Source organism: Pseudomonas sp. TZ252, from assembly GCF_056110345.1.
On sequence record NZ_CM148566.1, the window covers coordinates 4,410,355 to 4,437,079 of the forward strand.

Genomic DNA, 26,725 nt, shown 5'->3' on the forward strand with positions numbered 1-26,725 from the left:
CTGGTTGCTAATATTCCAGACCTTATGTTGTGGCGTTTTGCAGGTGCGACGAGGGTTGCCTCCCGACTTGCCTGGCGCCATCGCAGAACAACCCAACTGGGCATTCCCATTCGGGAGTGCAATCAGAAGCTAGCAGGAAACCAGCAAATTGTCCTGCGGCTTCATTTAATGACTTGACCGCATTGGCTGGTGATGCGGAATCGGGCCCTTCCGGGCCTTTGACTACAGGTATGAACATGAGCGAAAGCTTCGCAGAACTCTTTGAAGAAAGTCTGAAATCCCTCGACATGCAGCCGGGTGCCATCATCACCGGCATCGTGGTCGACATCGATGGTGACTGGGTCACCGTCCATGCCGGTCTGAAATCCGAGGGCGTCATCCCGGTCGAGCAGTTCTACAACGAACAGGGCGAGCTGACCATCAAGGTGGGTGACGAAGTCCACGTCGCACTGGACGCGGTAGAAGACGGCTTTGGCGAGACCAAGCTGTCCCGCGAGAAAGCCAAGCGCGCCGAGAGCTGGATTGTTCTGGAAGCGGCTTTCGCTGCCGACGAAGTGGTCAAGGGCGTCATCAACGGCAAGGTCAAGGGCGGTTTCACCGTCGACGTCAACGGCATCCGCGCGTTCCTGCCGGGTTCGCTGGTCGACGTTCGTCCGGTTCGCGACACCACCCACCTGGAAGGCAAAGAGCTCGAGTTCAAGGTCATCAAGCTCGACCAGAAGCGCAACAACGTTGTCGTTTCCCGCCGCAGCGTCCTGGAAGCCGAGAACAGCGCCGAGCGTGAAGCTCTGCTGGAATCGCTGCAGGAAGGCCAGCAGGTCAAGGGTATCGTCAAGAACCTCACCGACTACGGCGCATTCGTGGACCTGGGCGGCGTAGACGGCCTGCTGCACATCACCGACATGGCCTGGAAGCGCATCAAGCATCCGTCCGAGATCGTCAACGTTGGCGACGAGATCGACGTCAAGGTCCTGAAGTTCGACCGCGAGCGCAACCGTGTATCCCTGGGCCTGAAGCAACTGGGCGAAGACCCGTGGGTTGCCATCAAGGCGCGTTACCCGGAAGGTACCCGCGTCATGGCCCGCGTCACCAACCTCACCGACTACGGCTGCTTCGCCGAGCTGGAAGAGGGCGTGGAAGGCCTGGTACACGTCTCCGAAATGGACTGGACCAACAAGAACATCCATCCGTCGAAAGTCGTCCAGGTTGGCGATGAAGTGGAAGTTCAGGTTCTGGACATCGACGAAGAGCGTCGTCGTATCTCCCTGGGTATCAAGCAGTGCAAATCCAACCCGTGGGAAGACTTCTCCAGCCAGTTCAACAAGGGTGACCGTATCTCCGGTACCATCAAGTCGATCACCGACTTCGGTATCTTCATCGGTCTGGACGGCGGCATCGACGGCCTGGTCCACCTGTCCGACATCTCCTGGAACGAAGTCGGCGAAGAAGCCGTACGTCGCTTCAAGAAGGGCGACGAGCTGGAAACCGTCATCCTGTCGGTCGATCCGGAGCGCGAGCGCATCTCCCTGGGCATCAAGCAGCTGGAAGACGATCCGTTCTCCAACTACGCGTCCCTGCACGAGAAAGGCAGCATCGTCCGCGGTACCGTGAAGGAAGTCGACGCCAAGGGCGCTGTCATCAGCCTGGGCGACGACATCGAAGGTATCCTGAAGGCTTCCGAAATCAGCCGTGACCGCGTCGAAGACGCGCGCAACGTCCTGAAGGAAGGCGAGGAAGTCGAAGCCAAGATCATCAGCATCGACCGCAAGAGCCGCGTCATCAGCCTCTCCGTCAAGTCCAAGGACGTCGACGACGAGAAGGACGCAATGAAAGAACTGCGTAAGCAGGAAGTAGAAAGCGCTGGTCCGACCACCATCGGTGATCTGATCCGTGCTCAGATGGAGAATCAGGGCTAAGTCTCTGATCCATCATGAAAAAGGGCGGCCTAGGCCGCCCTTTTTCGTTTTCCCCTTCTTGGACCTGTTCAAAGACTGATCAGCATGCTAAAAGAGACCTGAGCTGATCTAGCCGCTTGAAAAAGAAGGGAAAACCATGACCAAGTCGGAGTTGATCGAACGGATCGTTACCCATCAGGGGCAACTGTCCGCGAAGGATGTCGAGTTGGCAATCAAGACCATGCTGGAGCAAATGTCCCAGGCCCTGGCGACCGGGGACCGGATCGAGATCCGTGGTTTCGGCAGCTTTTCCTTGCACTACCGCGCCCCGCGCGTCGGTCGCAACCCCAAGACCGGGGAGTCGGTACGCCTCGACGGCAAGTTCGTGCCGCACTTCAAGCCGGGCAAGGAGTTGCGGGATCGGGTTAACGAGGTTTGAATTGGCTGAAACATGTTATTAGGAGTCTTTATGCTTCTCAGGCGTCTGGCTATCGCTGGCTTTTTTTTCCTATTGGCGCTTATAGTCATTGTCTTCGTATTGGAGAATCTTGACAGTAGTCATGTGACGTTTTTGGGGAGGCAGTCTCCTGAATTTCCTTTGGTGCTCTTGCTGCTATCGTCTTTTGTTATGGGGGGGCTGCTTGTTCTACTAATGAGTCTTCCTGGCTACATGCGCACACGCAGCATGCTTTCTGGCTTGCGTACGGAAGTGGCGAAGCTAAGGACAAGTCCGCTGGATCACTAAGGGCGGCGGAAAGGCTTTGCCGGGAGGGTGATTGCTCGAGGGGTGTAAGGGGCGGAGGAAACTAACCTTCTGTGTGGTTGTCTATGCATGTTGAGCTATTTATCTCGACACTGTCGGATGAAAGGGCTTGTCGAAGGAGGCTTTCGGTTCGTACTCCTTGTATTCTCGAGTCATGCTGGCAAAATGCAGTAGCTTGGAGAGCATGGAGCTGGAGAACGATTTCTGCCTTTGATCGGAACTCCTAACCAAAATCAAGTGATGGATGCATTGTGACCACAGAAAGATCACCCCGTGTTGTCCCTATTGATGGGCAGATCGACCTCGTTGAACTTGCACAAGGTATTCTCAGGCAGAAGTGGTTGATTGCCTCTTTTTTTCTTCTTGCAACGGCCCTCGCCGTTGTTTATGCATTTTATAGTCGGCCAATCTATGAGGCTCGAGCTTCTGTTTTGCCCCCTTCCTTAAATGAAATATCTGGTTTTAATCTTGGGCGAAAAGAGAGTGACCTGGGAGTCTTTTCTGTCAAGGATATATATGACGTCTTTATCAGGAATTTGATGGCTGAAGAGACACGGCAGAATTTCTTCAAGGAAAAGTATCTACCGACCTTGGGAGACAAAGGGGCGGAATCTCTTGATGCATTATATAATAAGTTCAATGATGAATTGCAGATCAAAGCATCGGTGGATGGTTCAGGGCGCTATTTGATTTCTGCTGTAGCTCATGAGTCGGATACAGCAGCTTATTTAGTTGACTCTTATATTGAAATGGTCGCCGGAATATCCAAGAATGAAATGCTCAAAAATATTAAAAGAGACTTGCATGTAAAAAGTGTGAATCTAGAGCAGCAGATAAATATCATGAGGGCAATGGCCAAGACTCGCAGGGAGGATACTATCTTGCGCCTGAGGGAAGCTCTGAAAATAGCCGAAGCCCTGAAGATTGAAAATCCACCCTCGTTTGAGGGGCAAACGGAGCGGCAGCTATCTTCGATCATGATCGGGGAACTTATGTATATGCGTGGGGCGAAAGCTCTGCGGGCAGAGATATCTAGTTTAGAGGCGCGTGAGTCTGATGATTCTTTCATCGGCGGATTGAGAGCTTTGCAGGAAAGATATGCTCTTTATACAAAACTATCTCCTGATGAAAGTCAAGTCTCTGTCTATAGAAAAGATGGGGTCGTTGAAACTTCTGATAAGCCAATAAAGCCGAAGAAATTGATTATAATTGTACTGGGTGCTGTATTTGGTATTTTCCTGGGATGCTTGGTAGGCCTGCTACGCATTGTGCAGTTTAGGCGCTGAAGTAGCTGATGGCATAACGCACATCAGGATTATGTCGATCTCTGGAGCAGATTGAGCTGTGCCGATTTTTTTGAACTTATTTGCTTGAGGGATATGGCTTGAGCTTGGCTAGGAATACTTTTTGGAACTTTTTAGGGGTACTGATTCCTTCCTTGGCGGCGTTGCCTGCTATCGGTTATCTGGCCAGAGTTTTGGGGGTCGAGAATTTTGGGCTTCTGACCTTGTCTTTTGCCATCATTGGATATGCCAGTATATTTGACTTGGGTTTATCCAGAGCTGTTATCAGGGAGGTGGCTCTGAGTTCAGATAAAGGTTCGGAAGTCAACAAGGCTGTTGGGACTTCCTCTGTAGTAGTTACTATTGCGGGTTTCACCTGTGCCTTGCTCTTGTACTTCAATAGCGAACGCTTAGCCTCGTCGTTGGGAGTAACGGCGGGGAACTGGCCAGACGTGGTATTGGGGCTCAACTACCTTAGTTTTGCAATAGTCCCCTTGCTATTGAGTACGGTCTGGTTCTCCTTTTTGGAAGGCCGTGGGGATTTTAGGAACCTGAATTTTCTAAAAATTATTTCTGGTTTGGCTGTTGCTATCATTCCTGCCGCTTGGGTTTGGATAAGTGGGGACGAACGGTTTTCTGTGGCGATGCTGGGGCTCGTAGCCTCTCGTATATTCGTCATGCTGCTGGCGTATGTGTTTTGTGTGCTCCCGTTCGGACTTCGAGTGCACGTTTTTGATTATTTTACTTTCAAGCGTCTGATCAACTATGGCGGCTGGATTACTGTTAGTAATTTTATTAGCCCTGTAATGGTCTATTTTGATAGGTTCTTTATTTCCAGCCATCTGGGGGCGGCAACTGTTGCCTTGTACTCAGCCCCCTCCGAGGTGATTGGAAGGGTTGCCTTCGTTCCCACGTCCATATCCCGGGTCATATTTCAGCGTTTGAGTCTGGATTCTTCTGATAGTATACAAACCAGAGTTGCCTATAAGATGACCTTCGTTGTATGTGGCTTATCTTCAGCTCTTATATTCTTTGGTAGTGACATTATTCTTTCTGTATGGCTTGGTGATAAGTATCTGGGGGAGGCCTCTCTTGTCCTCAAAATCCTTGCTGTTGGCTTTTTGTTCAATTCTCTGGCGCAAATACCTTTTGCCAAAATTCAAGCTGAAGGTAATTCCAGGTTGACAGCTATTTTACATATTTTCGAGGTGCTCCCATATCTGGCTTTGTTGTATTTTCTAGTTCTACATTCTTCCATAGTGGGGGCGGCAATAGCTTGGACTGTCAGGGTGTCTGTCGACTTTCTGCTGTTGGAATATTTCTCCAGGAAATAGAGGGCTAAGCGCAGTGTATATAAGGCTGGATGCTCTTCGGGTCGCTGAGTTTTTTTTCTTGCTGTTCTCTGTTGTTTTTTTGGCGGAAATATCAGTGGGCGGTAGTGGGGCTTGGAGTGAAAAGCTGATTGGTTTTTCGTTTCGTAAACTGCTTTTTGTGTTGATTTCACTTTTTCTAATCCTCATTTTTCTTCTAGAGCGAAAGTGCCTTTCTATTATTTTTTATCTTTCTCTGGTTTCGGTGTTTTTTATTGTTTGGGGGGGCGTTCTGCCTTATCTTAACGATTACTGGGGGCGCAATTTTCAAGATGCTTCGTCGCTCTTTGGTTTGACGGCGCTTTGTATTGTTGCTGTCATCGGTTCAGATAGGGTTCTACTGTCTATAGTTTCGGCCGCTTTCTGTTTTTCCTTTGTTCTAGCAGTACTGCACTGTATTCTTTATTTTGGATTTTCTGCCGGGGCGATAGACGTTTCTTGGGTAAATGACTTCTTCTATCAGTATCTTGCTGGGAAGGGAGAGATTTTCATATTTACGAAGGAGCCCAGCATTAGGGTCTTCTGGGCTAGCACTTCCTTTATCTTGGTTGGATATACAATCGCTCTTTTCGGTTTTTTGAAATCGAACGGATTTTTTCGCCGCTTGTTGATTCTTTTTGTGCTCTGGATATTTGTATTTGCGGCTTATGCATCTGATACGAGAGCGTTACTGGGATATATGGCGTTTGTTCCTGTTTCCTATGTTTTCTTTAGGGTTGCTGCTTATCTGCTTTATCCGTTTTCCTCCGGAGTAAAGATCGCGCTTTATGTTTTTGGTATGGTTATGGTGGAGTTGCTTTTGCTACTTGCGGTGACACCCTCGGTACTGAAAGTGCTCGGGTTGAACAAGGAGGGGGAGGGGACTGAACGTGCTGATCAGATCGAAGCGATATATCATACCCTGTCTGAGAATCTATTTTGGGGTATTGGTCTGGGTGGCAACTCCGAGTACCTGATAAGATCGGAGCAGGCACCTTGGTCTTATGAGATGTCGCTCTGGGCACTGGTGATGAAACTGGGGCTCATTGGCAGTGCTATATTGCTCAGTATTCTATATATGGCCTTGCTGATCCCGCGGGCAGGTTTTGTGCCTGGGTTTGAAAAGAGCAAGCTTGTCAGGTTCCTATGTGCGGTCGGCTATGGCTATCTCATCGTTGTGAGTACCAACCCTTTCTTGTTTAGCCTTATCGGCTTTGCAACAATCATGGTTTTTTATTCGTGGTACGTATATGCGGGGCGAAAGAATGTCGGCTGCTAAAAACTTGAGGCTTTATGCTGTAATAGTTGCTTATTTTCCGGAGGAGCATGCTCTGTCCAGTTTGGTCAGGTCTTTGGTTTCTCAAGGGTGCAAAGGTGTTGTGGTTTTTCAGAACTCGCTGCTTTCTTCTGCCTTCATGGATGAACATTCGGATGCCTGTACATTTCTGGGTGAAGGGGAAAACCTAGGCTTGGGAACTGCAATAAACCTATCATTTGACCATCTAAAGTCAAAGGGGGCGGATGCTGTTTTCACCTTTGATCAGGACTCCAGTCTTCATGAAGACTTTGTTCAGCATATGCGTGCCATGTACCAAGGCCTAACTGATAAAGCTATTCCTTTTTCCGCTGTTGTGCCCAGGATAGTGGACAGAAGATCTTTAGATTTTGAATATATACTTCCCGAGATCCAGCAAAAAGAACTTCCTGAGGGCTTGAAATTTTTGAGGATTGGTCTGCAGTCGGGGATGTTGATCAATTATGAAACTTGGTGGGAGCACAAGTTCGATGGTGGACTCTTCATCGAGTATGTCGATACCGAGTGGTGTTATCGTCTCGGATATGAAGGGAGGTATCTCTGTCTCGCCGAAGAGGCTATCATGTATCATGAGGTTTCTGATGAGTTACCAAAAAAGTTTCTTGGGTTTTATTTCTTGAAATATTCGCCTGTGCGTCGTTATTATTTTTTTCGAAACTCTATATTTCTCTTGAGGCAGAGCTACGTTCCTGCTTATTTCAAGTTAAGAATATTGACGGCTTTTGCTAATCGCATCGTTTCAATGATTCTTTTTTCTGACGACAGGCGTCGCTCTTTTAGTTTAACGGTGAAAGGTATTCTTCATGGGTTGGGCTCTGTAAAAGGGCCTTTGCTCTAGGTGGGGTATGGTAAAAAAAGTCTTGATAATAAGTAATAACGCCTTATCTTTTTCGGCTAATAACGGAAGGACCTTGAATTCTTTCTTTGCCGATTATGATGGCGAGAAACTGGCCCAGCTTTTTTTTAATGCTGAGAGGCCTCAATCCAAAGTCGTCAAGCGCTTCTTCAATGTCAGAGCCTTCGAACAGCTGCGCCAACTTTTTTCCAAAGAGCATGAGGCGGGGAGTGATGTTTCGTCATCTGTGAGCAGCGTTGTCACAACTGCGCACGGGCTAGTTTCAAGCTCGGTAAAGGTTCGATTTGTTAGTTTCTTGAATACCTATCTTGAATCCTTGAAACTGTACCTGCGCGATTTAGGTTACCGGTGTGGCCTACAAAAGAATAAGCGGCTAATGGCTTGGGTGGAAAATTTTTCTCCTGAATGCATTTTCTTTGTGGCGGGGAACTGTAAGTTTGCTATCGATTATGCGCTTTTTCTTAGCGCTAGATTGAACATACCGTTGTTTACCTACATCACGGACGACTATGTTCTTTCGAATTGTCCGGTTGGCCCTTTTGGCAAGGCTTATCATCACGGGCTTCATAAGCGTTACGCCGAGCTTTTACAGTCTTCTCGACAGGTTTTCTTCATAGGTGACTCAATGAGGTCCGCTTTTGAGAGTGCATATGGCTCGGGTGGCGAAACACTTATAAATTGCAATTTGATCAGTCAGCCTGTACCTGCGGGTCGGGAGTTCGTGACTCCAGGGCAAGTCAGAGTGGTTTTTGCGGGTGGGCTCCACTTGGGGAGAGATTCTAGTATAATATCCTTTGCCAGACTTATGTCTGGAGTCTGTGGTCAACTGGGTCTTTCGTATAGCATTGATCTTTACTCTGGACAAAGTTTTTCTTCTGCTATGCTTTCACGCTTCGAGGCTTCAGGCATAAGTTACCGAGGATCTGCTTCCTGGGATGATTTGCAGGTTGAGTTCAAGAAAGCGGACTTTCTACTTCATGTGGAAAGTTTTTCGGAGAAATATGCGGAGAAGACCAGGTATTCTCTTTCCACCAAGCTTCCGGAGTATCTATCCAGTGGTGTCTGTGTGATTGGTTTTGGTCCAGAGACGGTTGCCTCCATCAAGCTCCTAAGGGACCACAAAATAGGGTTGGCACTGTCGAAGAATGCTGGTGACATGAATGTGCTGAGCGACGCTATACAGAGTACGTTCATAAGAAGTTCTTTTGGGGAACAGGGTGTTTCATTTGCATGGGCAAACTTTTCTCCTGAGCTGATTAAGAAGAAGCTATATGATTCACTGCAGGAGGTTTAATATGTTTTCTTCGAAGAAATTGCTGATTACGGGTGGTACTGGTTCTTTTGGGAATGCTGTCTTAAAGCGATTCTTGGACACAGATATTGCCGAGATTCGAATCTTCAGTCGCGATGAGAAGAAGCAGGATGATATGCGCAAGCGCTATGGAAGCGCTAAGCTGAAATTCTATATCGGCGATGTTAGGGACTATCAGAGCGTTCTCAATGCCATGCGAGGCGTGGATTTCGTCTATCATGCAGCGGCCTTGAAGCAGGTTCCCTCCTGTGAGTTCCATCCTATGGAGGCTGTGAAGACGAATGTTATCGGAACCGATAATGTCTTGGAAGCGGCGATACAAAGTGATGTGAAAAGAGTCGTTTGTCTAAGCACCGACAAGGCTGTCTATCCCATTAACGCCATGGGTATTTCCAAGGCGATGATGGAAAAGGTGATGGTTGCGAAATCACGTAACCTTGAAACCACTTCCACTGTCATCTGTGGTACTCGTTACGGTAACGTAATGGCTTCGAGGGGGTCAGTGATTCCGCTGTTTATCGAGCAAATGCGTTCTGGCAAACCTCTGACCATTACTGACCCGAGCATGACCCGCTTCATGATGACTCTCTCCGATGCGGTGGATCTGGTGCTTTACGCGTTTGAGCATGGTAACAATGGTGACCTCTTCGTGCAGAAGGCTCCAGCCGCAACGATTGAGGTGCTGGCCACGGCATTGACGGGGCTGCTTGGTAAAGAAGGCTATCCGGTCAATGTAATCGGTACGCGGCATGGCGAGAAACTCTATGAAGCGCTCTTGAGTCGTGAGGAAATGGCTTGTGCCGAAGATATGGGAGACTATTATCGCGTACCGCCGGATTTGCGCGATCTGAATTATAGTAAGTTTGTAGAGCAAGGTGAGGAAAGGATTTCCCATACCGAAGACTATAATTCACACAATACAGATCGTCTGGATGTCAAGGGTATGCAGGAATTGCTGCTGAAGCTTGATTTCATACGTGCTATTCAGCGTGGCGAACAGGCAAACCCCGAGGAATAGGGCATGAGGGTCTTAATAACCGGTGCAAATGGCTTTGTAGGAAAGAACCTTGCTGCTCATTTAGCTGAGCGAAATGATGTCGAGGTTATAACCTTTACGCGCGAGAATAGTATTGAAAGCTTGCCAGGAATTCTTGGCTCGATTGATTTTGTTTTTCATTTGGCTGGTGTCAATCGCCCCGAGAATCCTGAGGACTTCAAATCTGGAAATGCGAATCTGACCAAAGCACTATGTGATGCAATCCGGCGAACTGGTCGTTCTATTCCTCTGCTCTATACATCTTCGACGCAGGCGGAGTTGCAGAATAAATATGGGCTGAGTAAGCGCGATGCAGAGAATTATATTCGAGAGCTGAGTTTGGATACAGGCTCTCCTGTATATATATTCCGCTTGCCGAACGTCTTTGGCAAGTGGTCGCGTCCCAGTTATAACTCTGCGGTGGCGACTTTTTGCTATAATATTGCCAGGGATATTCCCATTCAGATAAATGATCCTACGGCTCAAATTACGCTCGTTTATATCGATGATGTAGTCAAAAAGTTTTTGGCAATTCTCGATGCTCCGGCTTCTAGGGAGCATGAGACTCGAATCGAGCCGCAATACAAGATCACCGTCGGTGATCTTGCCGACCAGATACATGCGTTCCGCGACAGCCGGAAGTCGCTCGTTACGGAGCGCGTAGGTGTCGGCTTGGTGCGGGCCTTGTATTCCACCTATCTCAGCTTCCTCCCCGAGGACCGTTTCAGCTACGAGCTGCCGATGCATGGCGATGCGCGGGGAGTCTTCGTTGAGATGCTGAAAACGCCTGACTCCGGTCAGTTCTCGTTCTTCACTGCACATCCTGGCGTCACTCGTGGTGGTCACTACCACCATTCCAAGACTGAGAAATTCCTCGTAATCAAGGGTAGCGCTCGCTTCAAGTTCAGGAATATTTCCACTGGGGCTTTTTATGAATTATATACCAGTGGCGAAAAGGCCGAAGTTGTCGAAACAGTCCCGGGCTGGACGCATGATATAACGAATGTTGGTTCCGAGGAGATGGTCGTCATGCTCTGGGCGAACGAAATATTTGATCGTGAGCATCCGGATACCTATGCTTGCCCGGTTGGCGAAAAATAAATGACTTGTAGTGAGGCTCTGATGAAGAAGTTAAAAGTTGTCACGGTAGTAGGTACGCGCCCCGAGATCATTCGCCTCTCTCGTGTAATGGCGAAGCTCGACGAGTATTGTGACCATGTTCTCGTCCATACCGGGCAGAATTATGACTATGAGCTCAACGAGATATTCTTTCAAGACCTGGGCATTCGAAAGCCAGATCATTTCCTGAATGCTGCTGGTGCATCCGGAGCGGAAACCATTGGTAATGTAATTATTGCTGTCGATCGAGTGCTCTCGGTAGAGCAGCCAGACGCCTTGCTGGTACTGGGAGATACGAATAGCTGTATGGCGGTACTACCCGCTAAGCGTCGAAAGATCCCAACTTTCCATATGGAAGCTGGCAATCGTTGCTTTGATATGCGTGTTCCCGAAGAAATAAATCGACGAATTGTGGATCACACTGCTGATATCAACCTCACTTATAGCACCATCGCTCGGGATTACTTGCTGCGGGAAGGTTTACCGCCCGACATGGTTATCAAAACCGGTAGTCCTATGTTTGAGGTTTTGAACTACTATAGGGACGGTATTGAGAGTTCTGATGTGCTGGCGCGGCTGGGCCTGGAAGAGAATAGGTTCTTTGTGGTGAGTGCGCATCGGGAAGAGAATGTCGACTCTGAAAGAAACTTCCTTTCGTTGGTCGAGACCCTGAATGAAATTTCGGAAAAGTATGACTTTCCTGTAATTGTTTCCACGCATCCGAGAACGATGAAGCGTGTGGAAGCAATGGGTGTCAAGTTTCATGCCAATGTGCGCTTGCTAAAGCCGTTGGGTTTCAAGGACTACAATAAGCTGCAATTGTCGGCCAAGGCGGTTCTTTCCGACAGCGGTACGATCAACGAAGAATCCTCGATCCTGAACTTCCCCGCCTTGAATATACGTCAGGCTCATGAGCGGCCGGAAGGCATGGAGGAAGCAGCGGTGATGATGGTCGGGCTCGGTCGCGAGCGCGTGATGCAGGGGCTAGAGATTCTCGAGAGCCAGTCTCGTGGAGCTAACCGGCTGCTTTATCTTGTGCATGACTATAGCTGTGATAACGTTTCGGAGAAGGTAGTGCGGATTCTCGTAAGCTATCGAGACTACGTTATGCGTACCGTTTGGAAAAAGTACTAAGTTCTCGTTATGGATAAGGCGAAGCTCAAGGTTCTAGTTGTTACGCAGTATTTTTGGCCAGAAAATATGCGTATTAACGACTTGGTCTCCGACTTTGTCGGGAGAGGGCACGAAGTTACGGTTTTGACGGGGTGCCCAAACTATCCCGAGGGTCGGGTCTTTTCCGGTTTCAAAGAGAACCCGGCCAGCTATTCCTGCTATCTTGGCGCTTCGGTGATCAGAGTTCCCATGCTCCCACGCGGGCTGCGTAGTATACAGCTTGCCTTGAACTACTTGTCGTTCTTCATGAGTGCGTCTTTTTTCGGGGCGTTCAGGCTAAGAAGAAGGAAGTTTGATGTAGTCTTTGTTTACGCTGTTTCACCAATAATGGTAGCCATACCTGCGATTATCATTGGACGTCTAAAAAGAGCGCCAGTATTTGTCTGGGTGCTGGACCTGTGGCCAGAGACATTAAGGGCCGTGGGCGTCCTCAACAGTGATCGGGCTCTTTCTATAGTAGGTAAGATGGTATCTTGGATCTACAACAGAACGGACTATGTATTGGTACAGTCAAAAGCCTTCATGGATAGTGTGGCGAAGTATTGTACCAGGACCATACCCGAAGGCAGGATTATCTACTTCCCGAGTTGGGCCGAGGATGATTTCTCCAATAGTGAATCGGCGAACTCTGCCCTTTTGGAAAGAGATGATTCCGTTTTTACCCTTCTGTTTGCGGGAAATGTTGGAGAGGCGCAGGACTTTCCCTCCATTCTAGATGCCGCGGAGCGTCTACGCCAAGATGTTCCCATGCGTTGGGTGATCGTTGGCGATGGCCGCGCAAGTGCATGGCTTAAGGCCGAGGTTGCAGCCAGGGGATTGGATAATGTCCTGCTGCTGGGCCGGCATCCTCTTGAGGAGATGCCGCCGCTCTTTGCCTTGGCGGACGCTCTATTTGTGTCGCTGAAGACTAATGAAGTATTCGAAAAGACCATCCCTGGGAAGGTTCAAGCCTACCTGGCTTCCGGCAAACCGGTGATCGCGATGATAGATGGAGAGGCATCCAGGGTGATCTCCGAGGCTGGTGCTGGCTACGCATGCGCTTCCGGCGACGTGGAGGCTCTGGTGGACATCATTCGTCGAGCCGCGGCGCTAACTGGGGAGCAGCGAGAAGGGCTTGGTAGAGCCGGGCGAGAATACTATGAATGCAATTTTTCGAAGCAAGCACTTTTGAGTCGCCTGGAGGGGCTCTTCATTGACGCACGCTTGAGAAGGGATGAAAAATGAACAAGGTTTTATTGACCGGTGCCTCAGGGTTCGTGGGTAAAGCATTGGCAGGTGAGCTTCTTCGGCAGGGATATGCATTGAACATGGCTTTCCGACAGATTCCTTCAAAGGTGCTAGATGGGGCTGTCGCTATTCCGGTAGGGAATATCGAGGGTGGCACCCTTTGGAGTGACGCTCTTGCAGGCGTCGATACCGTCATTCATAGCGCTGCTCGTGTTCATGTGATGAATGACCAGGCTCTCGATCCTTTGGCTGAGTTCAGAAAAGTGAATGTCGAGGGAACACTGAATCTCGCTCGGCAGGCGGCAGCAGCGGGGGTCAAACGTTTCGTTTTCGTCAGCTCTATCAAGGTGAACGGCGAGTCTACGACCACGGGTAGTCCATTCAAGCCCGACGATGTTCCAGCTCCTTCCGATCCCTATGGGATCTCCAAGCTCGAAGCTGAAACCGGTCTGCGGCAGGTGTGTGAAGAGGCAGGGATGGAATATGCTATTGTTCGTCCTGTTCTGGTCTACGGCCCTGGAGTGAAAGCCAATTTCCTCAATATGATGAAGTGGTTGGACAAAGGTATTCCTTTGCCTCTGGGGGCCATAAACAATCGCCGTAGTCTGGTGTCGCTGACAAACTTGGTGGATATGCTGGTTACCGTAGCGAGCCATCCTGCTGCTGCTAATCAGGTATTTCTTGTAAGTGATGGAGAGGACCTGTCTACCACTGGTCTTTTGCGAAGAATGGCGGTAGCAATGGGAAAAAGAGCGAATCTGCTGCCAGTCCCTGAATCGTTGCTGAAGACTGCTGCTCTCTTGTTAGGGAAGAAGTCTGTAGGTCAGAGACTCTGCGGGTCTTTGCAGGTCGACATCTCTAAGAATAAGCAGTTGTTGGATTGGAATCCGCCGCTTTCTGTGGACCAAGGACTGCAACGGGCCGCTGAATATTATTTGGAATATCGCTGAAATGTCGATCTGGTGGATTTTATTTCCTGTGGTTTTAGTATCGGCAGGACTTACAGGATTATTGAGATTCTACGCCATCTCAAAAAAAGTCATGGATGTTCCTAACGCCCGCAGTTCTCACACCGTGCCTACGCCGAGAGGCGGTGGGGTGGCTATCGTTCTGACTTTTCTCCTAGTGGCTTTTCTTCTACCCCTATTTTCCATTCTGGAGTGGCGCCAGGCGTTACTTTTCCTACTGGGAGGAGGCGGTGTCGCTCTGCTTGGTTTCCTTGACGACCATGGTCACGTGGCTGCTCGTTGGCGCCTGCTTGGGCATTTCATGGCTGCACTGGTTTCACTCTTTCTTCTGGCTGGTGTGCCGCCGTTCAAGCTACTGGGTTATCAATGGGATTTGGGCTGGGTTGGGGTCGTACTTTTTGCTTTCTATCTCGTCTGGTTGCTCAATCTTTATAATTTCATGGATGGCATAGACGGCCTTGCATGTCTTGAAGCTATCTTTGTCTGTTTGGGAGGAGCACTGGTGTATTGGATGAATGGCAAGACAGCGCTTTCCTTGATCCCCCTGTTGCTGGCTTTTGCTGTTCTCGGTTTCTTGTTTTGGAACTTTCCTCCCGCGAAGATCTTCATGGGTGATGCTGGTAGTGGGTTCCTTGGACTGACTCTGGGAGTCCTATCGATTCAGGCAATGTGGGTCGAGCCAGAGTTCTTCTGGGCATGGCTGATTCTGCTGGGGGTCTTCATCGTGGATGCGACCTACACGCTGGCACGACGCTTGTTGCGTGGCGACAAGGTGTATGAAGCCCATCGGAGCCATGCCTATCAGTATGCCTCCAGGCATTTCGGCAAGCATGCTCCTGTTACACTCGGCGTAACCGGACTGAATTTGGTTTGGCTTCTACCCATGGCGCTTTGGGTGGCAAGTGGCCATCTTGAGCCTGCTCTGGGTATCCTCATAGCTTATACCCCCCTCGTTTTCCTGGCTGTGAAGTTCAAGGCTGGTAAGCTAGAGTCGGTTGGATAGAGCTCTTCAGCTATAGCTATTGAGGGAGTAGGGAATGCTAGATCGCTTTAGAGTAAAACTGTTGTCGATGCCTCGTCGGTGGAAGCGCTTGCTTCAAGTGGCGACAGATATCCTGCTGGTGTGGTTATCGCTGTGGTTGGCATTTGTCGTGCGTCTTGGTACGGACGACATGATTGATATTTTCGGCGAGCATGCGTGGCTCTTCATTGCCGCTCCGCTTATCGCCATTCCATTGTTCATTCGCTTCGGCATGTATCGCGCGGTGATGCGCTATCTCGGTAACGACGCATTGATCGCCATCGCCAAGGCGGTGACCATCTCGGCTCTGGTGCTGTCGCTGGTGGTGTACTGGTATCGTGGCGCGCCGGCGCCGGTGCCGCGTTCCCTGGTGTTCAACTACTGGTGGTTGAGCATGCTGCTGATCGGCGGCTTGCGTCTGGCCATGCGCCAGTATTTCATGGGCGACTGGTACTCTGCTGTGCAGTCGGTACCATTTCTCAATCGCCAGGATGGCCTGCCCAGGGTGGCCATCTATGGCGCGGGGGCGGCCGGCAACCAGTTGGTTGCGGCATTGCGTCTCGGTCGGGCGATGCGTCCGGTGGCGTTCATCGATGACGACAAGCAGATCGCCAACCGGGTCATCGCCGGTCTGCGGGTCTATACCGCCAAGCATATCCGCCAGATGATCGACGAGACGGGCGCGCAGGAGGTTCTCCTGGCGATTCCTTCCGCCACTCGGGCCCGGCGCCGAGAGATTCTCGAGTCCCTGGAGCCGTTCCCGCTGCACGTGCGTAGCATGCCTGGCTTCATGGACCTGGCCAGCGGTCGGGTCAAGGTGGACGACCTGCAGGAGGTGGACATCGCTGACCTGCTGGGGCGCGACAGCGTCGCACCGCGCAAGGAGCTGCTGGAACGGTGCATCCGCGGTCAGGTGGTGATGGTGACCGGGGCGGGCGGTTCTATCGGTTCGGAACTCTGTCGGCAGATCATGAGTTGTTCGCCTAGCGTGCTGATCCTGTTCGAGCACAGCGAATACAACCTCTACAGCATCCATCAGGAACTGGAGCGTCGGATCAAGCGCGAGTCGCTTTCGGTGAACCTGTTGCCGATCCTCGGTTCGGTGCGCAATCCCGAGCGCCTGGTGGACGTGATGCGTACCTGGAAGGTCAATACCGTCTACCATGCGGCGGCCTACAAGCATGTGCCGATCGTCGAGCACAACATCGCCGAGGGCGTTCTCAACAACGTGATAGGCACCTTGCATGCGGTGCAGGCCGCGGTGCAGGTCGGCGTGCAGAACTTCGTGCTGATTTCCACCGACAAGGCGGTGCGACCGACCAATGTGATGGGCAGCACCAAGCGCCTGGCGGAGATGGTCCTTCAGGCGCTCAGCAACGAATCGGCACCGGTGCTGTTCGGCGATCGGAAGGACGTGCATCACGTCAACAAGACCCGTTTCACCATGGTCCGCTTCGGCAACGTCCTCGGTTCGTCCGGTTCGGTCATTCCGCTGTTCCGCGAGCAGATCAAGCGCGGCGGCCCGGTGACGGTCACCCACCCGAGCATCACCCGTTACTTCATGACCATTCCCGAGGCAGCGCAGTTGGTCATCCAGGCCGGTTCGATGGGGCAGGGCGGAGATGTATTCGTGCTGGACATGGGGCCGCCGGTGAAGATCCTGGAGCTCGCCGAGAAGATGATCCACCTGTCCGGCCTGAGCGTGCGTTCCGAGCGTTCGCCCCATGGTGACATCGCCATCGAGTTCAGTGGCCTGCGTCCTGGCGAGAAGCTCTACGAAGAGCTGCTGATCGGTGACAACGTGAATCCCACCGACCATCCGATGATCATGCGGGCCAACGAGGAACACCTGAGCTGGGAGGCCTTCAAGGTCGTGCTGGAGCAGTTGCTGGCCGCCGTGGAGAAGGACGACTACTCGCGGGTTCGCCAGTTGCTGCGGGAAACCGTCAGTGGCTATGCGCCTGACGGTGAAATCGTCGACTGGATCTATCGCCAGAGGCGGCGAGAACCCTGAGTCATCGTTCTCCGGAAAAGGCCGCCTAGCGGCCTTTTTTGTTTTCTCTGTACGATGTTTCCGGTGCCGGACCAGGAAGCGACTGCTTTGCTGGGGCTGTCGATCCAGGTGCGTTCCACGGCGATAAGGTGGTTTCGTGGATGGGCATGAAGCCCTCTACGTGGTCATTCATCTCTGAAGGAGTGCACCCATGCACCTAATCAAATCCGCTCTGCTTCTCATCCTGTTCGCCTGTCTTCCGTTTTCGGCTTCCGCCGCACCGGTCGCCGTCGCCAAGAATCCGCTGGCCGCAACGACACCTGCGACGACCGTGTCGCCGGGGGAGCAGGTCAATATCAATACGGTCGACGAGGCCGCCCTGATACGGGGGCTCAACGGTGTCGGCGAGGCCAAGGCCAGGGCGATCCTCGAGTATCGTGCGGCCCATGGTCCGTTCGTCTCGGTGGATCAACTGCTGGAAGTGAAAGGGGTAGGCCCGGCGTTGCTGGAGAAGAACCGGGCGCGGATCGTCATCGAGTGAGGTGCGACTGAAGGGGCGAACTTTCGTCCCGATAACGAAAAAGCCCCCGGCATGTGCCGAGGGCTTTGAATTTGGCTCCGCGACCTGGACTCGAACCAGGGACCCAATGATTAACAGTCATTTGCTCTACCGACTGAGCTATCGCGGAACAGCGAGGCGTATGTTACTGATTAAAAAGGGGAAGTCAAGCCTCTCCCGATGACTTCCCCATTTTCCCTACAGGACCTGGACGATGGCCTTGGTGATGGTCTCCAGGTTCGATTTGTTCAGCGCGGCGACGCAGATACGGCCGGTGCTGACGGCGTAGATACCGAACTCGGTCTTCAGGCGCTCGACCTGGTCGGCGGTCAGGCCGGAATAGGAGAACATGCCACGTTGGCGACCGACGAAGCTGAAGTCGCGCTTGGCGCCGTGGGCTGCCAGTTGCTCGACCATCGCCAGGCGCATGTCGCGGATGCGGTCGCGCATCTCGCCCAGTTCCTGCTCCCAGAGGGCCCGCAGTTCCGGGCTGTTGAGCACGGAGGAGACGACGCTGGCGCCGTGGGTCGGTGGGTTCGAATAGTTGGTGCGGATCACTCGCTTCACCTGGGACAGCACGCGGGCCGATTCATCGCGGCTTTCGGTTACGATCGAGAGGGCGCCGACGCGTTCGCCATAGAGCGAGAAGGATTTGGAGAACGAGCTGGAAACGAAGAAGCTCAGGCCCGACTGGGCGAACAGGCGCACCGCGGCGGCGTCTTCCTCGATGCCGTTGCCGAAGCCCTGGTAGGCGATGTCGAGGAACGGCACGTGGCCCTTGGCCTTGAGCACGTCCAGCACCTGTTTCCAGTCGTCCAGCTCGAGATCGACGCCGGTCGGATTATGGCAGCAGGCGTGCAGAACCACGATCGAGCGGGCCGGCAGGGCATTCAGGTCTTCCAGCAGGCCGGCGCGGTTCACGCCATTGCTGGCGGCGTCGTAATAGCGGTAGTTCTGCACCGGGAAGCCGGCGGCTTCGAACAGTGCGCGGTGGTTTTCCCAGCTCGGGTCGCTGATGGCCACGGTGGCGTCGGGCAGCAGGCGCTTGAGGAAGTCGGCGCCGAGCTTGAGCGCGCCGGTGCCGCCGACGGCCTGGGTCGTGACCACACGGCCGGCGGCCAGCAGCTCGGACTCGTTACCGAACAGCAGTTTCTGTACGCCCTGGTCGTAGGCGGCGATCCCTTCGATCGGCAGGTAGCCGCGCGGCGCGTGGGCCTCGATGCGGGCCTTCTCGGCAGCCTGCACGGCACGCAACAGCGGAATGCGCCCCTCCTCGTTGTAGTACACGCCCACGCCCAGGTTGATCTTGCCCGGACGGGTATCGGCGTTGAAGGCTTCGTTCAGGCCAAGGATGGGATCACGCGGTGCCATTTCGACGGCAGAAAACAGACTCATTTTGCGGCTGCTCGGAGTGTGAAGAGAGGAGGGCAACGCAACCCGTTATGCGGGGGCGCAAAGGGTTGCGCAAACGGGGGGTTATTATAGACACCCCTTGATGCATGCGGCGACATTTAGGTGCATGCTTTCAGCTATTTCTGACGCCGGATTTTCCTTGGCGTCACAGCTCCCTGCGAGGTTTTTCATGGATACGTTCCAACTCGACTCGCGCTTCAAGCCCGCCGGCGACCAACCGGAAGCCATCCGGCAGATGGTCGAGGGGCTGGAGGCGGGGCTTTCGCACCAGACCCTGCTGGGGGTGACGGGCTCTGGCAAGACTTTCAGCATCGCCAACGTGATTGCCCAGGTGCAGCGCCCGACCCTGGTCCTGGCGCCGAACAAGACCCTGGCGGCCCAGCTCTACGGGGAGTTCAAGACGTTCTTCCCGCACAATTCCGTGGAGTACTTCGTTTCCTACTACGACTACTACCAGCCGGAGGCCTACGTCCCGTCTTCCGATACCTATATCGAGAAGGACTCCTCGATCAACGACCATATCGAGCAGATGCGCCTGTCGGCGACCAAGGCGCTGCTCGAGCGTCCGGATGCGATCATCGTCGCCACCGTGTCGTCCATCTACGGCCTCGGTGATCCCGCGTCCTACCTGAAGATGGTCCTGCACCTGGACCGCGGCGACCGCATCGACCAGCGCGAACTGCTGCGGCGACTGACCAGCCTGCAGTACACCCGCAACGACATGGATTTCGCCCGTGCGACTTTCCGTGTGCGTGGCGATGTGATCGACATCTTCCCGGCCGAATCCGATCTCGAGGCGATTCGTGTCGAGTTGTTCGACGACGAGGTGGAAAGCCTCTCGGCCTTCGATCCGCTCACCGGCGAGGTGATCCGCAAGCTGCCGCGCTTCACCTTCTACCCCAAGAGCCACTACGTGACCCCGCGCGAGACGCTGCTGGAGGCGGTCGACCAGATCAAGGCCGAACTCAAGGAACGCCTGGACTACCTGCGCAACAACAACAAGCTGGTGGAAGCGCAGCGCCTGGAGCAGCGCACCCGTTTCGACCTGGAGATGATCCTCGAGCTGGGCTACTGCAACGGCATCGAGAACTACTCGCGCTATCTTTCCGGGCGGGCCCCCGGCGAGCCGCCGCCGACGCTCTACGACTACCTGCCGGCCAACTCGCTGCTGGTTATCGACGAATCGCACGTCAGCGTTCCGCAGGTCGGCGCGATGTTCAAGGGCGACCGCTCGCGCAAGGAGACCCTGGTGGAATACGGTTTCCGCCTGCCTTCGGCGCTGGACAACCGGCCGCTGCGCTTCGAAGAGTGGGAGGCGGTGAGTCCGCAGACCATCTTTGTCTCCGCCACCCCGGGCCCCTACGAGGCGGAGCATGCCGGGCGGGTCATCGAGCAGGTGGTGCGTCCCACCGGGCTGGTCGATCCGGAGATCGAGGTACGTCCGGCGATGACCCAGGTGGACGACCTGCTCTCGCAGATCCGCCAGCGTGTGGCCAAGGACGAGCGGGTGCTGGTGACTACCCTGACCAAGCGCATGGCCGAGGACCTCACCGATTATCTCGGCGATCACGACGTGCGGGTGCGCTACCTGCACTCGGACATCGATACCGTCGAGCGAGTGGAGATCATCCGCGACCTGCGCGCCGGTGCGTTCGACGTGCTGGTGGGGATCAACCTGCTGCGCGAAGGCCTGGACATGCCCGAGGTGTCGCTGGTGGCGATCCTCGACGCGGACAAGGAAGGCTTCCTGCGCTCGGAGCGCTCGCTGATCCAGACCATCGGTCGTGCCGCGCGCAACCTGCACGGCAAGGCGATCCTCTACGCCGACAACGTCACCGGCTCGATGCAGCGTGCGATCGACGAGACCGAGCGGCGTCGGGCCAAGCAGATCGCCTTCAACGAAGCCCATGGCATCGTGCCCAAGGGGGTGCGCAAGGACATCAAGGACATTCTCGAAGGCGCCGTGGTGCCCGGCGCGCGCGGCAAGCGCAAGGGCGTGGCCAAGGTGGCGGAGGAGAGCGGGCGCTACGAGAACGAACTGCGCTCGCCGAGCGAGATCAGCAAGCGCATCCGCCAACTGGAGGAAAAGATGTACCAGTTGGCCCGCGACCTGGAGTTCGAGGCGGCGGCGCAACTGCGCGACGAGATCCAGACGCTGCGCGAGCGCCTGGTCAACGTCTGATCTTCAGTGAGCCCCGGCGTCGGCGCGGGTGCCGATGCCGGCCGGCAGCGAGCGGGTCAGCAGCACCGCGAGCATGCTCACTGCGAGCACCATGCCGATGACATGGAAAGCATCGTTGTAGGCCATGATCATCGCCTGCTGGTGGGTGATCTCGCTGAGTTTGCCCAGCGCCGCCTGCTGGCTGCCCAATTGCGCGGCGAGTTGCGCGAGGCGTTCGTCGACCTGCGGGTTGGTCGGCACCAGGGCTTCGCGCAGATAGTCGAAGTACACCTTGGCGCGACTGTCGAGCAGGGTCGCGAGCAGGGCGATGCCGATGGCGCCGCCGAGGTTGCGCAGGATGTTGAACAGGCTCGAGGCCGAGCCGGCATCCTGTGGCTGCAGGTAGGCGGTGGCGATCAGCGAAATGGTCACCATGATCATCGGCTGGCCGAGGGCGCGCAGTAGCTGGATCTGGTTGAACTGCGGTCCGGCGAAGTCCGGGTTGAGCACCCCGGAGAAGAAGCTGGCAAGGCCGAACAGGCCGAAGCCGGCGGCGCAGAGCAGGCGCGGCGAGACCAGCTTCATCAACTTCGGGACCAGCGGGATCAGGAACAGCTGGGGAATGCCCATCCACATGATCACCTCGCCGATCTGCATGGCGTTGTAGCCCTGGATTTGCGCCAGGTACAGCGGCAGTACGTAGATCGAGCCGTACAGGCCCATGCCCAGACCGATGCTGGAAATGCTCGCGAGGCCGAAGTTGCGGTTGCGCAGGATGCCCAGGTCGATCAGCGGGTTCGGCCGCGACAGTTGCAGGATGACGAACAGGACCAGGCTGAACAGGGCGACGCTGCCGAGGCTGACGATCAGTTGCGACTCCAGCCAGTCCTTGCGGTGACCTTCCTCGAGGAAAACCTGCAGGCAGCCCAGGCCGATGCCGAGGGTGACGATGCCGGCGTAGTCGGTACTCTTCAGCAGTTCCCAATGCGGCGCCTTTTTCTCCAGGCCGTAGAGCAGCCCGGCGATCATCAACAGGCCCGGCGGCACGTTGATATAGAAGATGTATTCCCAGCCGAAGTTTTCCGTCAGCCAGCCTCCCAGGGTCGGTCCGATGGAGGGCGCGAAGGTGGCGGTGATGGCGAACAGCGCCATGCCCTTCGGACGGTGGTGTTCCGGCAACTTGACCAGGGCCAGGGTGAACGCCAGCGGAATCAGCGCGCCGCCGGTGAAACCCTGCATGGCGCGGAACACGATCATGCTTTCCAGGTTCCAGGCGAACGAGCAGAGCAGCGAAGACACCAGGAAGCCCACCGAGATCATCACCGCCAGGCGGCGTGCCGAGAGCAGCTGCACCAGCCAGGCGGTCATCGGGATCATGATGATCTCCGCCACCAGGTAGGAGGTGGAGATCCACGAGCCTTCCTCGAGGGTTGCCGCCAGCGCGCCCTGGATGTCCTTCAGCGAGGAGTTGGTGATCTGGATGTCGAGCACCGCCATGAATGCGCCGAGCATGGCGCTGAGCACCGCGATCCAGTCGCGCCGGGTCGGTTCGCCAAGCGGCCGGGCCAGCGCCTCAGCGGTCACGGAGCTCGACCTCGGCTTCGACGGACATGCCGGGGCGGATGCGGCCATGCAGCGGGTTGTCGGCCTCGAACACGATCTTCACCGGGATGCGTTGCACCACCTTGGTGAAGTTTCCGGTGGCGTTGTCCGGTGGCAGCAGGCTGAACTGCGCGCCGGAAGCGGCGAACAGGCTATCGATGCGGCCGTCGATAGGCGTGTCGGGGAAGGCGTCGAAGGTCAGGCGCGCCTTCTGCCCGTCGCGCATGCGGCCTACCTGGGTCTCCTTGAAGTTGGCCTGGACCCAGATGTCTTCGTCCGGCACCAGCGACAGCAAATGGGTGCCGACCTGCACGTACTGGCCGTTGCGTGCGCTGCGCTGGCCAACCAGGCCGCTGATCGGCGAATGGATCAGGGTGCGTGACAGGTTGATTTCGGCTTGCGCCAGTTCGGTGCGGGCGCTGGCGATCTGCGCTTCCAGGCGCTTGATCTCGGCGCCCAGGGTGTCGCGCTGGACGCGTTGTGCCTCGAGGTCGGCGCGGGCCTTGGCCAGTTGCGAGCGAGCCACATGGTTGTCGGCGGTGAGGGTGGTGACCCGTTCCTCGGAAACGTAGCCGGGCTTGCGCAGGGCTTCGGCGCGGTTCAGGTCGATCTGTGCGCGACCGAGGGTTGCCTGGCTGGCGTTGACGTCGGCGGCGCTGGCGGCGATCAGGCTGCCCTGCTGCACCAGCTTGCTGCGCGCCTGGGCCAGTTCCGCCTCGCGGGTGGCCAGCGCGGCCTGGGCGCGCTCGACGGCGAGCTTGAAGTCGGCGTCCTCCAGGCGTACCAGTAGCTGCCCCTTGTCCACGTGCTGGTTGTCGCGCACCAGGACTTCCTCGACCCGCGCGCCCAACTGGCTGGCCACCCGCGTGATCTCGCCCTGGACGTAGGCGTTGTCGGTGCTTTCCACGTGGCGGCCGATGAACCACCAGTGCAGGAAGAAGGCCAGGGCGATCAGGCCGACGGCCACCAGGAAGACGGTCAGGCGACGTTTGAGTTGGGCGGGCATGGGTGGAGTGTTCCGTCGGCAAAATTCGGCCAATCTAGCAGTGTTCCGCCGGACGTTATAGGCGCTACACTTCGGACTCTTTGTTGCTTATAGGGAACAATAATGGGGCTTGATGATGCGCTGATCTTCACCCGCGTGGTGGAGTACCACAGCTTCACCCAGGCCGCGCAGAGCCTGGGCATGCAGAAGTCCACGGTGAGCCGGCGCATCGCCCTGCTGGAGGAGCGTCTGGGCGTGCGCCTGCTCAATCGCACTACCCGAAAGTTGCGCCTGACCGAAGTAGGGCAGGCCTACTACGAGCGCTGCCGGCAGATCATGCACGATTTCGCCGAGGCCGAGCAGGCGGTCATGCAGTTGCAACAGGCGCCGTCGGGATTGCTGCGGATCACCTCGCCGATAGAGTTCGGCCAGATGTTCCTCGCCAGCCTGCTGGGCGACTTCATGCGCCAGTACCCGCAGATCACCGCCGAGGTCGAGCTGGCCTCGCGCAGCGTCGATCCGCTGCAGGAGGGCGTCGACATCGTGATCATGGTCGGCCAGCCGGAGGATTCCACCCTGGTGGCCCGTCGCCTGCTCTCTACCAGCCGCTGGCTCTGCGCCAGCCCCGACTACCTGGCGGCGCACGGCACGCCGACATCGGTGGCCGAGCTTGCCGGGCATCGCGCGGTCCTTCTGTCCACCGACTCCCAGCGCTACTGGCCGCTTTCCGGAGACAGCCTGCCCTGCCAGCGGGTGCTGTCCTGCAACAACATCACCTTCGCCCGCGAGGCGGTGGTCGCCGGTGCCGGTATTGCCGCGCTACCGGCGCTGATCTGTGCGGAGAGCGTGCACAGCGGGCGTCTGGTGCGTTTGCTGGCGGACGTGCCGTTGCCGGTCGGCGAACTGTATGCGGTCTATCCTTCGCGGCGTTTCCAGGCGATGAAGGTCAAGGCCTTCCTCGATTTCCTGATCAGCCGCCTGCCGGCCGACACCGGTCGTTTACTGGAGCCGGAGGCGGCCCGCCTGATAACATCGCGCCCCTGAATTTCCGTTTTAACTTCCGCTTGGCAAGAGAGTCTCCATGACCACTGTTCGTACTCGCATCGCCCCGTCGCCGACGGGCGACCCGCACGTCGGTACCGCATACATCGCGCTGTTCAACCTGTGCTTCGCGCGTCAGCACGGCGGTCAGTTCATCCTGCGCATCGAGGACACCGACCAGCTGCGTTCGACGCGGGAGTCCGAGCAGCAGATCTACGACGCCCTGCGCTGGCTCGGCATCGAATGGGACGAGGGCCCGGACGTCGGCGGCCCGCATGGCCCGTACCGGCAGAGCGAGCGCGGGCATATCTACAAGAAGTATTCGGACGAACTGGTCGAGAAGGGCCATGCCTTCACCTGCTTCTGCACGCCCGAGCGCCTCGATGCGGTTCGCGCCGAGCAGATGGCGCGCAAGGAAACCCCGCGCTACGACGGCCACTGCATGCACCTGCCGAAGGATGAGGTGCAGCGCCGCCTCGCCGCCGGCGAGTCCCACGTCACCCGCATGAAGGTGCCGACCGAGGGCGTCTGCGTGGTGCCGGACATGCTCCGCGGCGATGTCGAGATTCCGTGGGATCGCATGGACATGCAGGTGCTGATGAAGGCCGACGGCCTGCCCACCTACTTCCTCGCCAACGTGGTCGACGACCACCTGATGGGCATCACCCACGTCCTGCGCGGCGAAGAGTGGCTGCCGTCGGCGCCCAAGCTGATCAAGCTCTACGAGTATTTCGGCTGGGAGCAGCCGCAGCTGTGCTACATGCCACTGCTGCGCAACCCGGACAAGAGCAAGCTGTCCAAGCGCAAGAATCCGACCTCTATCACCTTCTACGAGCGCATGGGCTACCTGCCGCAGGCGCTGCTCAACTACCTCGGGCGGATGGGCTGGTCGATGCCGGACGAGCGCGAGAAATTCACCCTCGCCGAGATGATCGAGCATTTCGACCTGTCGCGCGTCTCCCTGGGCGGACCGATCTTCGACCTGGAGAAGCTCTCCTGGCTGAACGGGCAGTGGATCCGCGAGCAGTCCGTGGAGGAGTTCGCCCGTGAGGTGCAGAAGTGGGCGTTGAATCCCGAATACCTGATGAAGATCGCTCCGCACGTGCAGGGACGGGTGGAGAACTTCAGCCAGATCGCGCCGCTGGCCGGATTCTTCTTCAGCGGCGGGGTGCCGCTGGACGTTTCGCTGTTCGAACACAAGAAGCTCGATCCGACCCAGGTCCGCCAGGTCCTGCAACTGGTGCTGTGGAAACTCGAATCCCTGCGCCAGTGGGAGAAGGAACGCATCACCGGCTGCATCCAGGCTGTCGCCGAACACCTCCAGCTCAAGCTGCGCGACGTGATGCCGCTGATGTTCCCGGCCATCACCGGGCATGCCAGCTCGGTTTCGGTGCTGGACGCCATGGAGATCCTTGGCGCCGACCTGTCGCGTTATCGCTTGCGCCAGGCCCTGGAGCTGCTGGGCGGGGCGTCGAAAAAGGAAACCAAGGAGTGGGAGAAGATCCGCGACGCCATTCCCGGCTGACCGGCTTTCTTCCACAGTCGATGACGAGGCCCGCCCAGTTGCGGGCCTCGTTTTTGGGGGAGGGGAGGTAAGTGATTGTTCTTCCGGTAAAATTTTTTAGGTTTCGATGAAAAATAATGTTGACAGCCT

22 protein-coding genes and 1 tRNA gene are annotated in these 26,725 nt (G+C 55.4%); 19 read left to right on the top strand and 4 right to left on the bottom strand.

The genetic code is table 11. From position 1 onward, the window contains the following. Positions 1-236: 236 nt before the first annotated feature. The 16 genes from rpsA (at position 237) to ACYAF3_RS20530 (ending at position 17,851) form a co-directional block, all read left to right on the top strand. Positions 237-1,916, top strand: coding sequence for a 30S ribosomal protein S1 (rpsA, locus tag ACYAF3_RS20455; RefSeq protein WP_003091442.1), 1,680 nt, complete (start codon positions 237-239; stop codon positions 1,914-1,916). Between the two features lie 136 nt (positions 1,917-2,052). Next, positions 2,053-2,334, top strand: a complete 282-nt coding sequence (gene ihfB, locus ACYAF3_RS20460) for an integration host factor subunit beta (protein ID WP_003158826.1) — start codon at positions 2,053-2,055, stop codon at positions 2,332-2,334. Between the two features lie 30 nt (positions 2,335-2,364). Then, positions 2,365-2,640 (top strand): lipopolysaccharide assembly protein LapA domain-containing protein, encoded by a 276-nt coding sequence (locus ACYAF3_RS20465; RefSeq protein ID WP_003158827.1) that lies wholly within the window; start codon positions 2,365-2,367, stop codon positions 2,638-2,640. 269 nt (positions 2,641-2,909) lie between these two features. Continuing rightward, positions 2,910-3,944 carry an LPS O-antigen chain length determinant protein WzzB gene (locus ACYAF3_RS20470; RefSeq protein ID WP_003158828.1) on the top strand — a complete coding sequence of 345 codons (1,035 nt, stop codon included), beginning with the start codon at positions 2,910-2,912 and terminating at the stop codon, positions 3,942-3,944. A 98-nt stretch (positions 3,945-4,042) separates the two neighbouring features. Then, a complete protein-coding gene (locus ACYAF3_RS20475; protein ID WP_023088169.1) occupies positions 4,043-5,275 on the top strand; it encodes a flippase in 1,233 nt (410 codons plus the stop codon). A 58-nt stretch (positions 5,276-5,333) separates the two neighbouring features. After that, positions 5,334-6,569 carry a hypothetical protein gene (locus ACYAF3_RS20480; protein WP_171949098.1) on the top strand — a complete coding sequence of 412 codons (1,236 nt, stop codon included), beginning with the start codon at positions 5,334-5,336 and terminating at the stop codon, positions 6,567-6,569. Further along, entirely contained in the window at positions 6,556-7,443 is an 888-nt protein-coding gene (locus ACYAF3_RS20485; RefSeq protein WP_023088170.1) for a glycosyltransferase family 2 protein, read from the top strand. The genes ACYAF3_RS20480 and ACYAF3_RS20485 overlap by 14 nt, the downstream gene beginning before the upstream one ends. Positions 7,444-7,516: 73 nt before the next feature. Continuing rightward, positions 7,517-8,755: a glycosyltransferase family protein gene (locus ACYAF3_RS20490; protein ID WP_124124278.1), complete on the top strand. Its 1,239-nt coding sequence runs from the start codon at positions 7,517-7,519 to the stop codon at positions 8,753-8,755. Position 8,756: 1 nt separating this feature from the next. Next, complete coding sequence (locus tag ACYAF3_RS20495) at positions 8,757-9,791, top strand: polysaccharide biosynthesis protein (RefSeq protein WP_003104571.1); 1,035 nt, start codon at positions 8,757-8,759, stop codon at positions 9,789-9,791. Positions 9,792-9,794: 3 nt separating this feature from the next. After that, positions 9,795-10,910, top strand: a complete 1,116-nt coding sequence (gene wbjC, locus ACYAF3_RS20500) for a UDP-2-acetamido-2,6-beta-L-arabino-hexul-4-ose reductase (protein WP_003104573.1) — start codon at positions 9,795-9,797, stop codon at positions 10,908-10,910. 21 nt (positions 10,911-10,931) lie between these two features. Beyond that, positions 10,932-12,062, top strand: coding sequence for a non-hydrolyzing UDP-N-acetylglucosamine 2-epimerase (gene wecB, locus ACYAF3_RS20505; RefSeq protein WP_003104575.1), 1,131 nt, complete (start codon positions 10,932-10,934; stop codon positions 12,060-12,062). Between the two features lie 9 nt (positions 12,063-12,071). Further along, entirely contained in the window at positions 12,072-13,325 is a 1,254-nt protein-coding gene (locus ACYAF3_RS20510; RefSeq protein ID WP_031754249.1) for a glycosyltransferase family 4 protein, read from the top strand. After that, positions 13,322-14,278, top strand: coding sequence for a UDP-glucose 4-epimerase family protein (locus tag ACYAF3_RS20515; protein ID WP_003104579.1), 957 nt, complete (start codon positions 13,322-13,324; stop codon positions 14,276-14,278). Before ACYAF3_RS20510 ends, ACYAF3_RS20515 begins: the two co-directional genes overlap by 4 nt. 1 nt (position 14,279) lies before the next feature. Then, the gene (locus tag ACYAF3_RS20520) at positions 14,280-15,299 is read left to right on the top strand and encodes an MraY family glycosyltransferase (protein WP_003158833.1); all 1,020 of its coding nucleotides are present in this window, start codon (positions 14,280-14,282) and stop codon (positions 15,297-15,299) included. Positions 15,300-15,333: 34 nt separating this feature from the next. Next, a complete protein-coding gene (locus ACYAF3_RS20525; protein ID WP_023088173.1) occupies positions 15,334-17,331 on the top strand; it encodes a polysaccharide biosynthesis protein in 1,998 nt (665 codons plus the stop codon). Positions 17,332-17,521: 190 nt separating this feature from the next. Continuing rightward, on the top strand, positions 17,522-17,851 hold the full coding sequence (locus ACYAF3_RS20530; RefSeq protein WP_003104586.1) for a ComEA family DNA-binding protein: 330 nt from the start codon (positions 17,522-17,524) through the stop codon (positions 17,849-17,851). A gap of 72 nt (positions 17,852-17,923) precedes the next feature. On the opposite strand, the gene ACYAF3_RS20535 is transcribed toward ACYAF3_RS20530, so the two are convergent. Continuing rightward, positions 17,924-17,999 (bottom strand) — tRNA-Asn (locus ACYAF3_RS20535). A 68-nt stretch (positions 18,000-18,067) separates the two neighbouring features. Then, a complete protein-coding gene (locus tag ACYAF3_RS20540; RefSeq protein WP_003104588.1) occupies positions 18,068-19,264 on the bottom strand; it encodes an amino acid aminotransferase in 1,197 nt (398 codons plus the stop codon). Between the two features lie 187 nt (positions 19,265-19,451). Here ACYAF3_RS20540 and uvrB point away from each other — a divergent pair, with 187 nt between their 5' ends. After that, positions 19,452-21,464, top strand: coding sequence for an excinuclease ABC subunit UvrB (uvrB, locus tag ACYAF3_RS20545; protein ID WP_003104590.1), 2,013 nt, complete (start codon positions 19,452-19,454; stop codon positions 21,462-21,464). Positions 21,465-21,467: 3 nt separating this feature from the next. On the opposite strand, the gene ACYAF3_RS20550 is transcribed toward uvrB, so the two are convergent. Both ACYAF3_RS20550 and ACYAF3_RS20555 read right to left on the bottom strand, forming a co-directional pair. Further along, the gene (locus ACYAF3_RS20550) at positions 21,468-23,027 is read right to left on the bottom strand and encodes an MDR family MFS transporter (protein ID WP_003104591.1); all 1,560 of its coding nucleotides are present in this window, start codon (positions 23,025-23,027) and stop codon (positions 21,468-21,470) included. Further along, positions 23,017-24,051, bottom strand: coding sequence for an HlyD family secretion protein (locus ACYAF3_RS20555; protein WP_003104593.1), 1,035 nt, complete (start codon positions 24,049-24,051; stop codon positions 23,017-23,019). Before ACYAF3_RS20555 ends, ACYAF3_RS20550 begins: the two co-directional genes overlap by 11 nt. Positions 24,052-24,153: 102 nt before the next feature. Between ACYAF3_RS20555 and ACYAF3_RS20560 the strand changes: the two genes are divergently transcribed. Then, positions 24,154-25,074, top strand: a complete 921-nt coding sequence (locus ACYAF3_RS20560) for a LysR family transcriptional regulator (protein WP_003091419.1) — start codon at positions 24,154-24,156, stop codon at positions 25,072-25,074. Positions 25,075-25,111: 37 nt separating this feature from the next. After that, positions 25,112-26,596: a glutamate--tRNA ligase gene (gltX, locus tag ACYAF3_RS20565; protein ID WP_034072897.1), complete on the top strand. Its 1,485-nt coding sequence runs from the start codon at positions 25,112-25,114 to the stop codon at positions 26,594-26,596. Positions 26,597-26,725 lie beyond the last annotated feature (129 nt).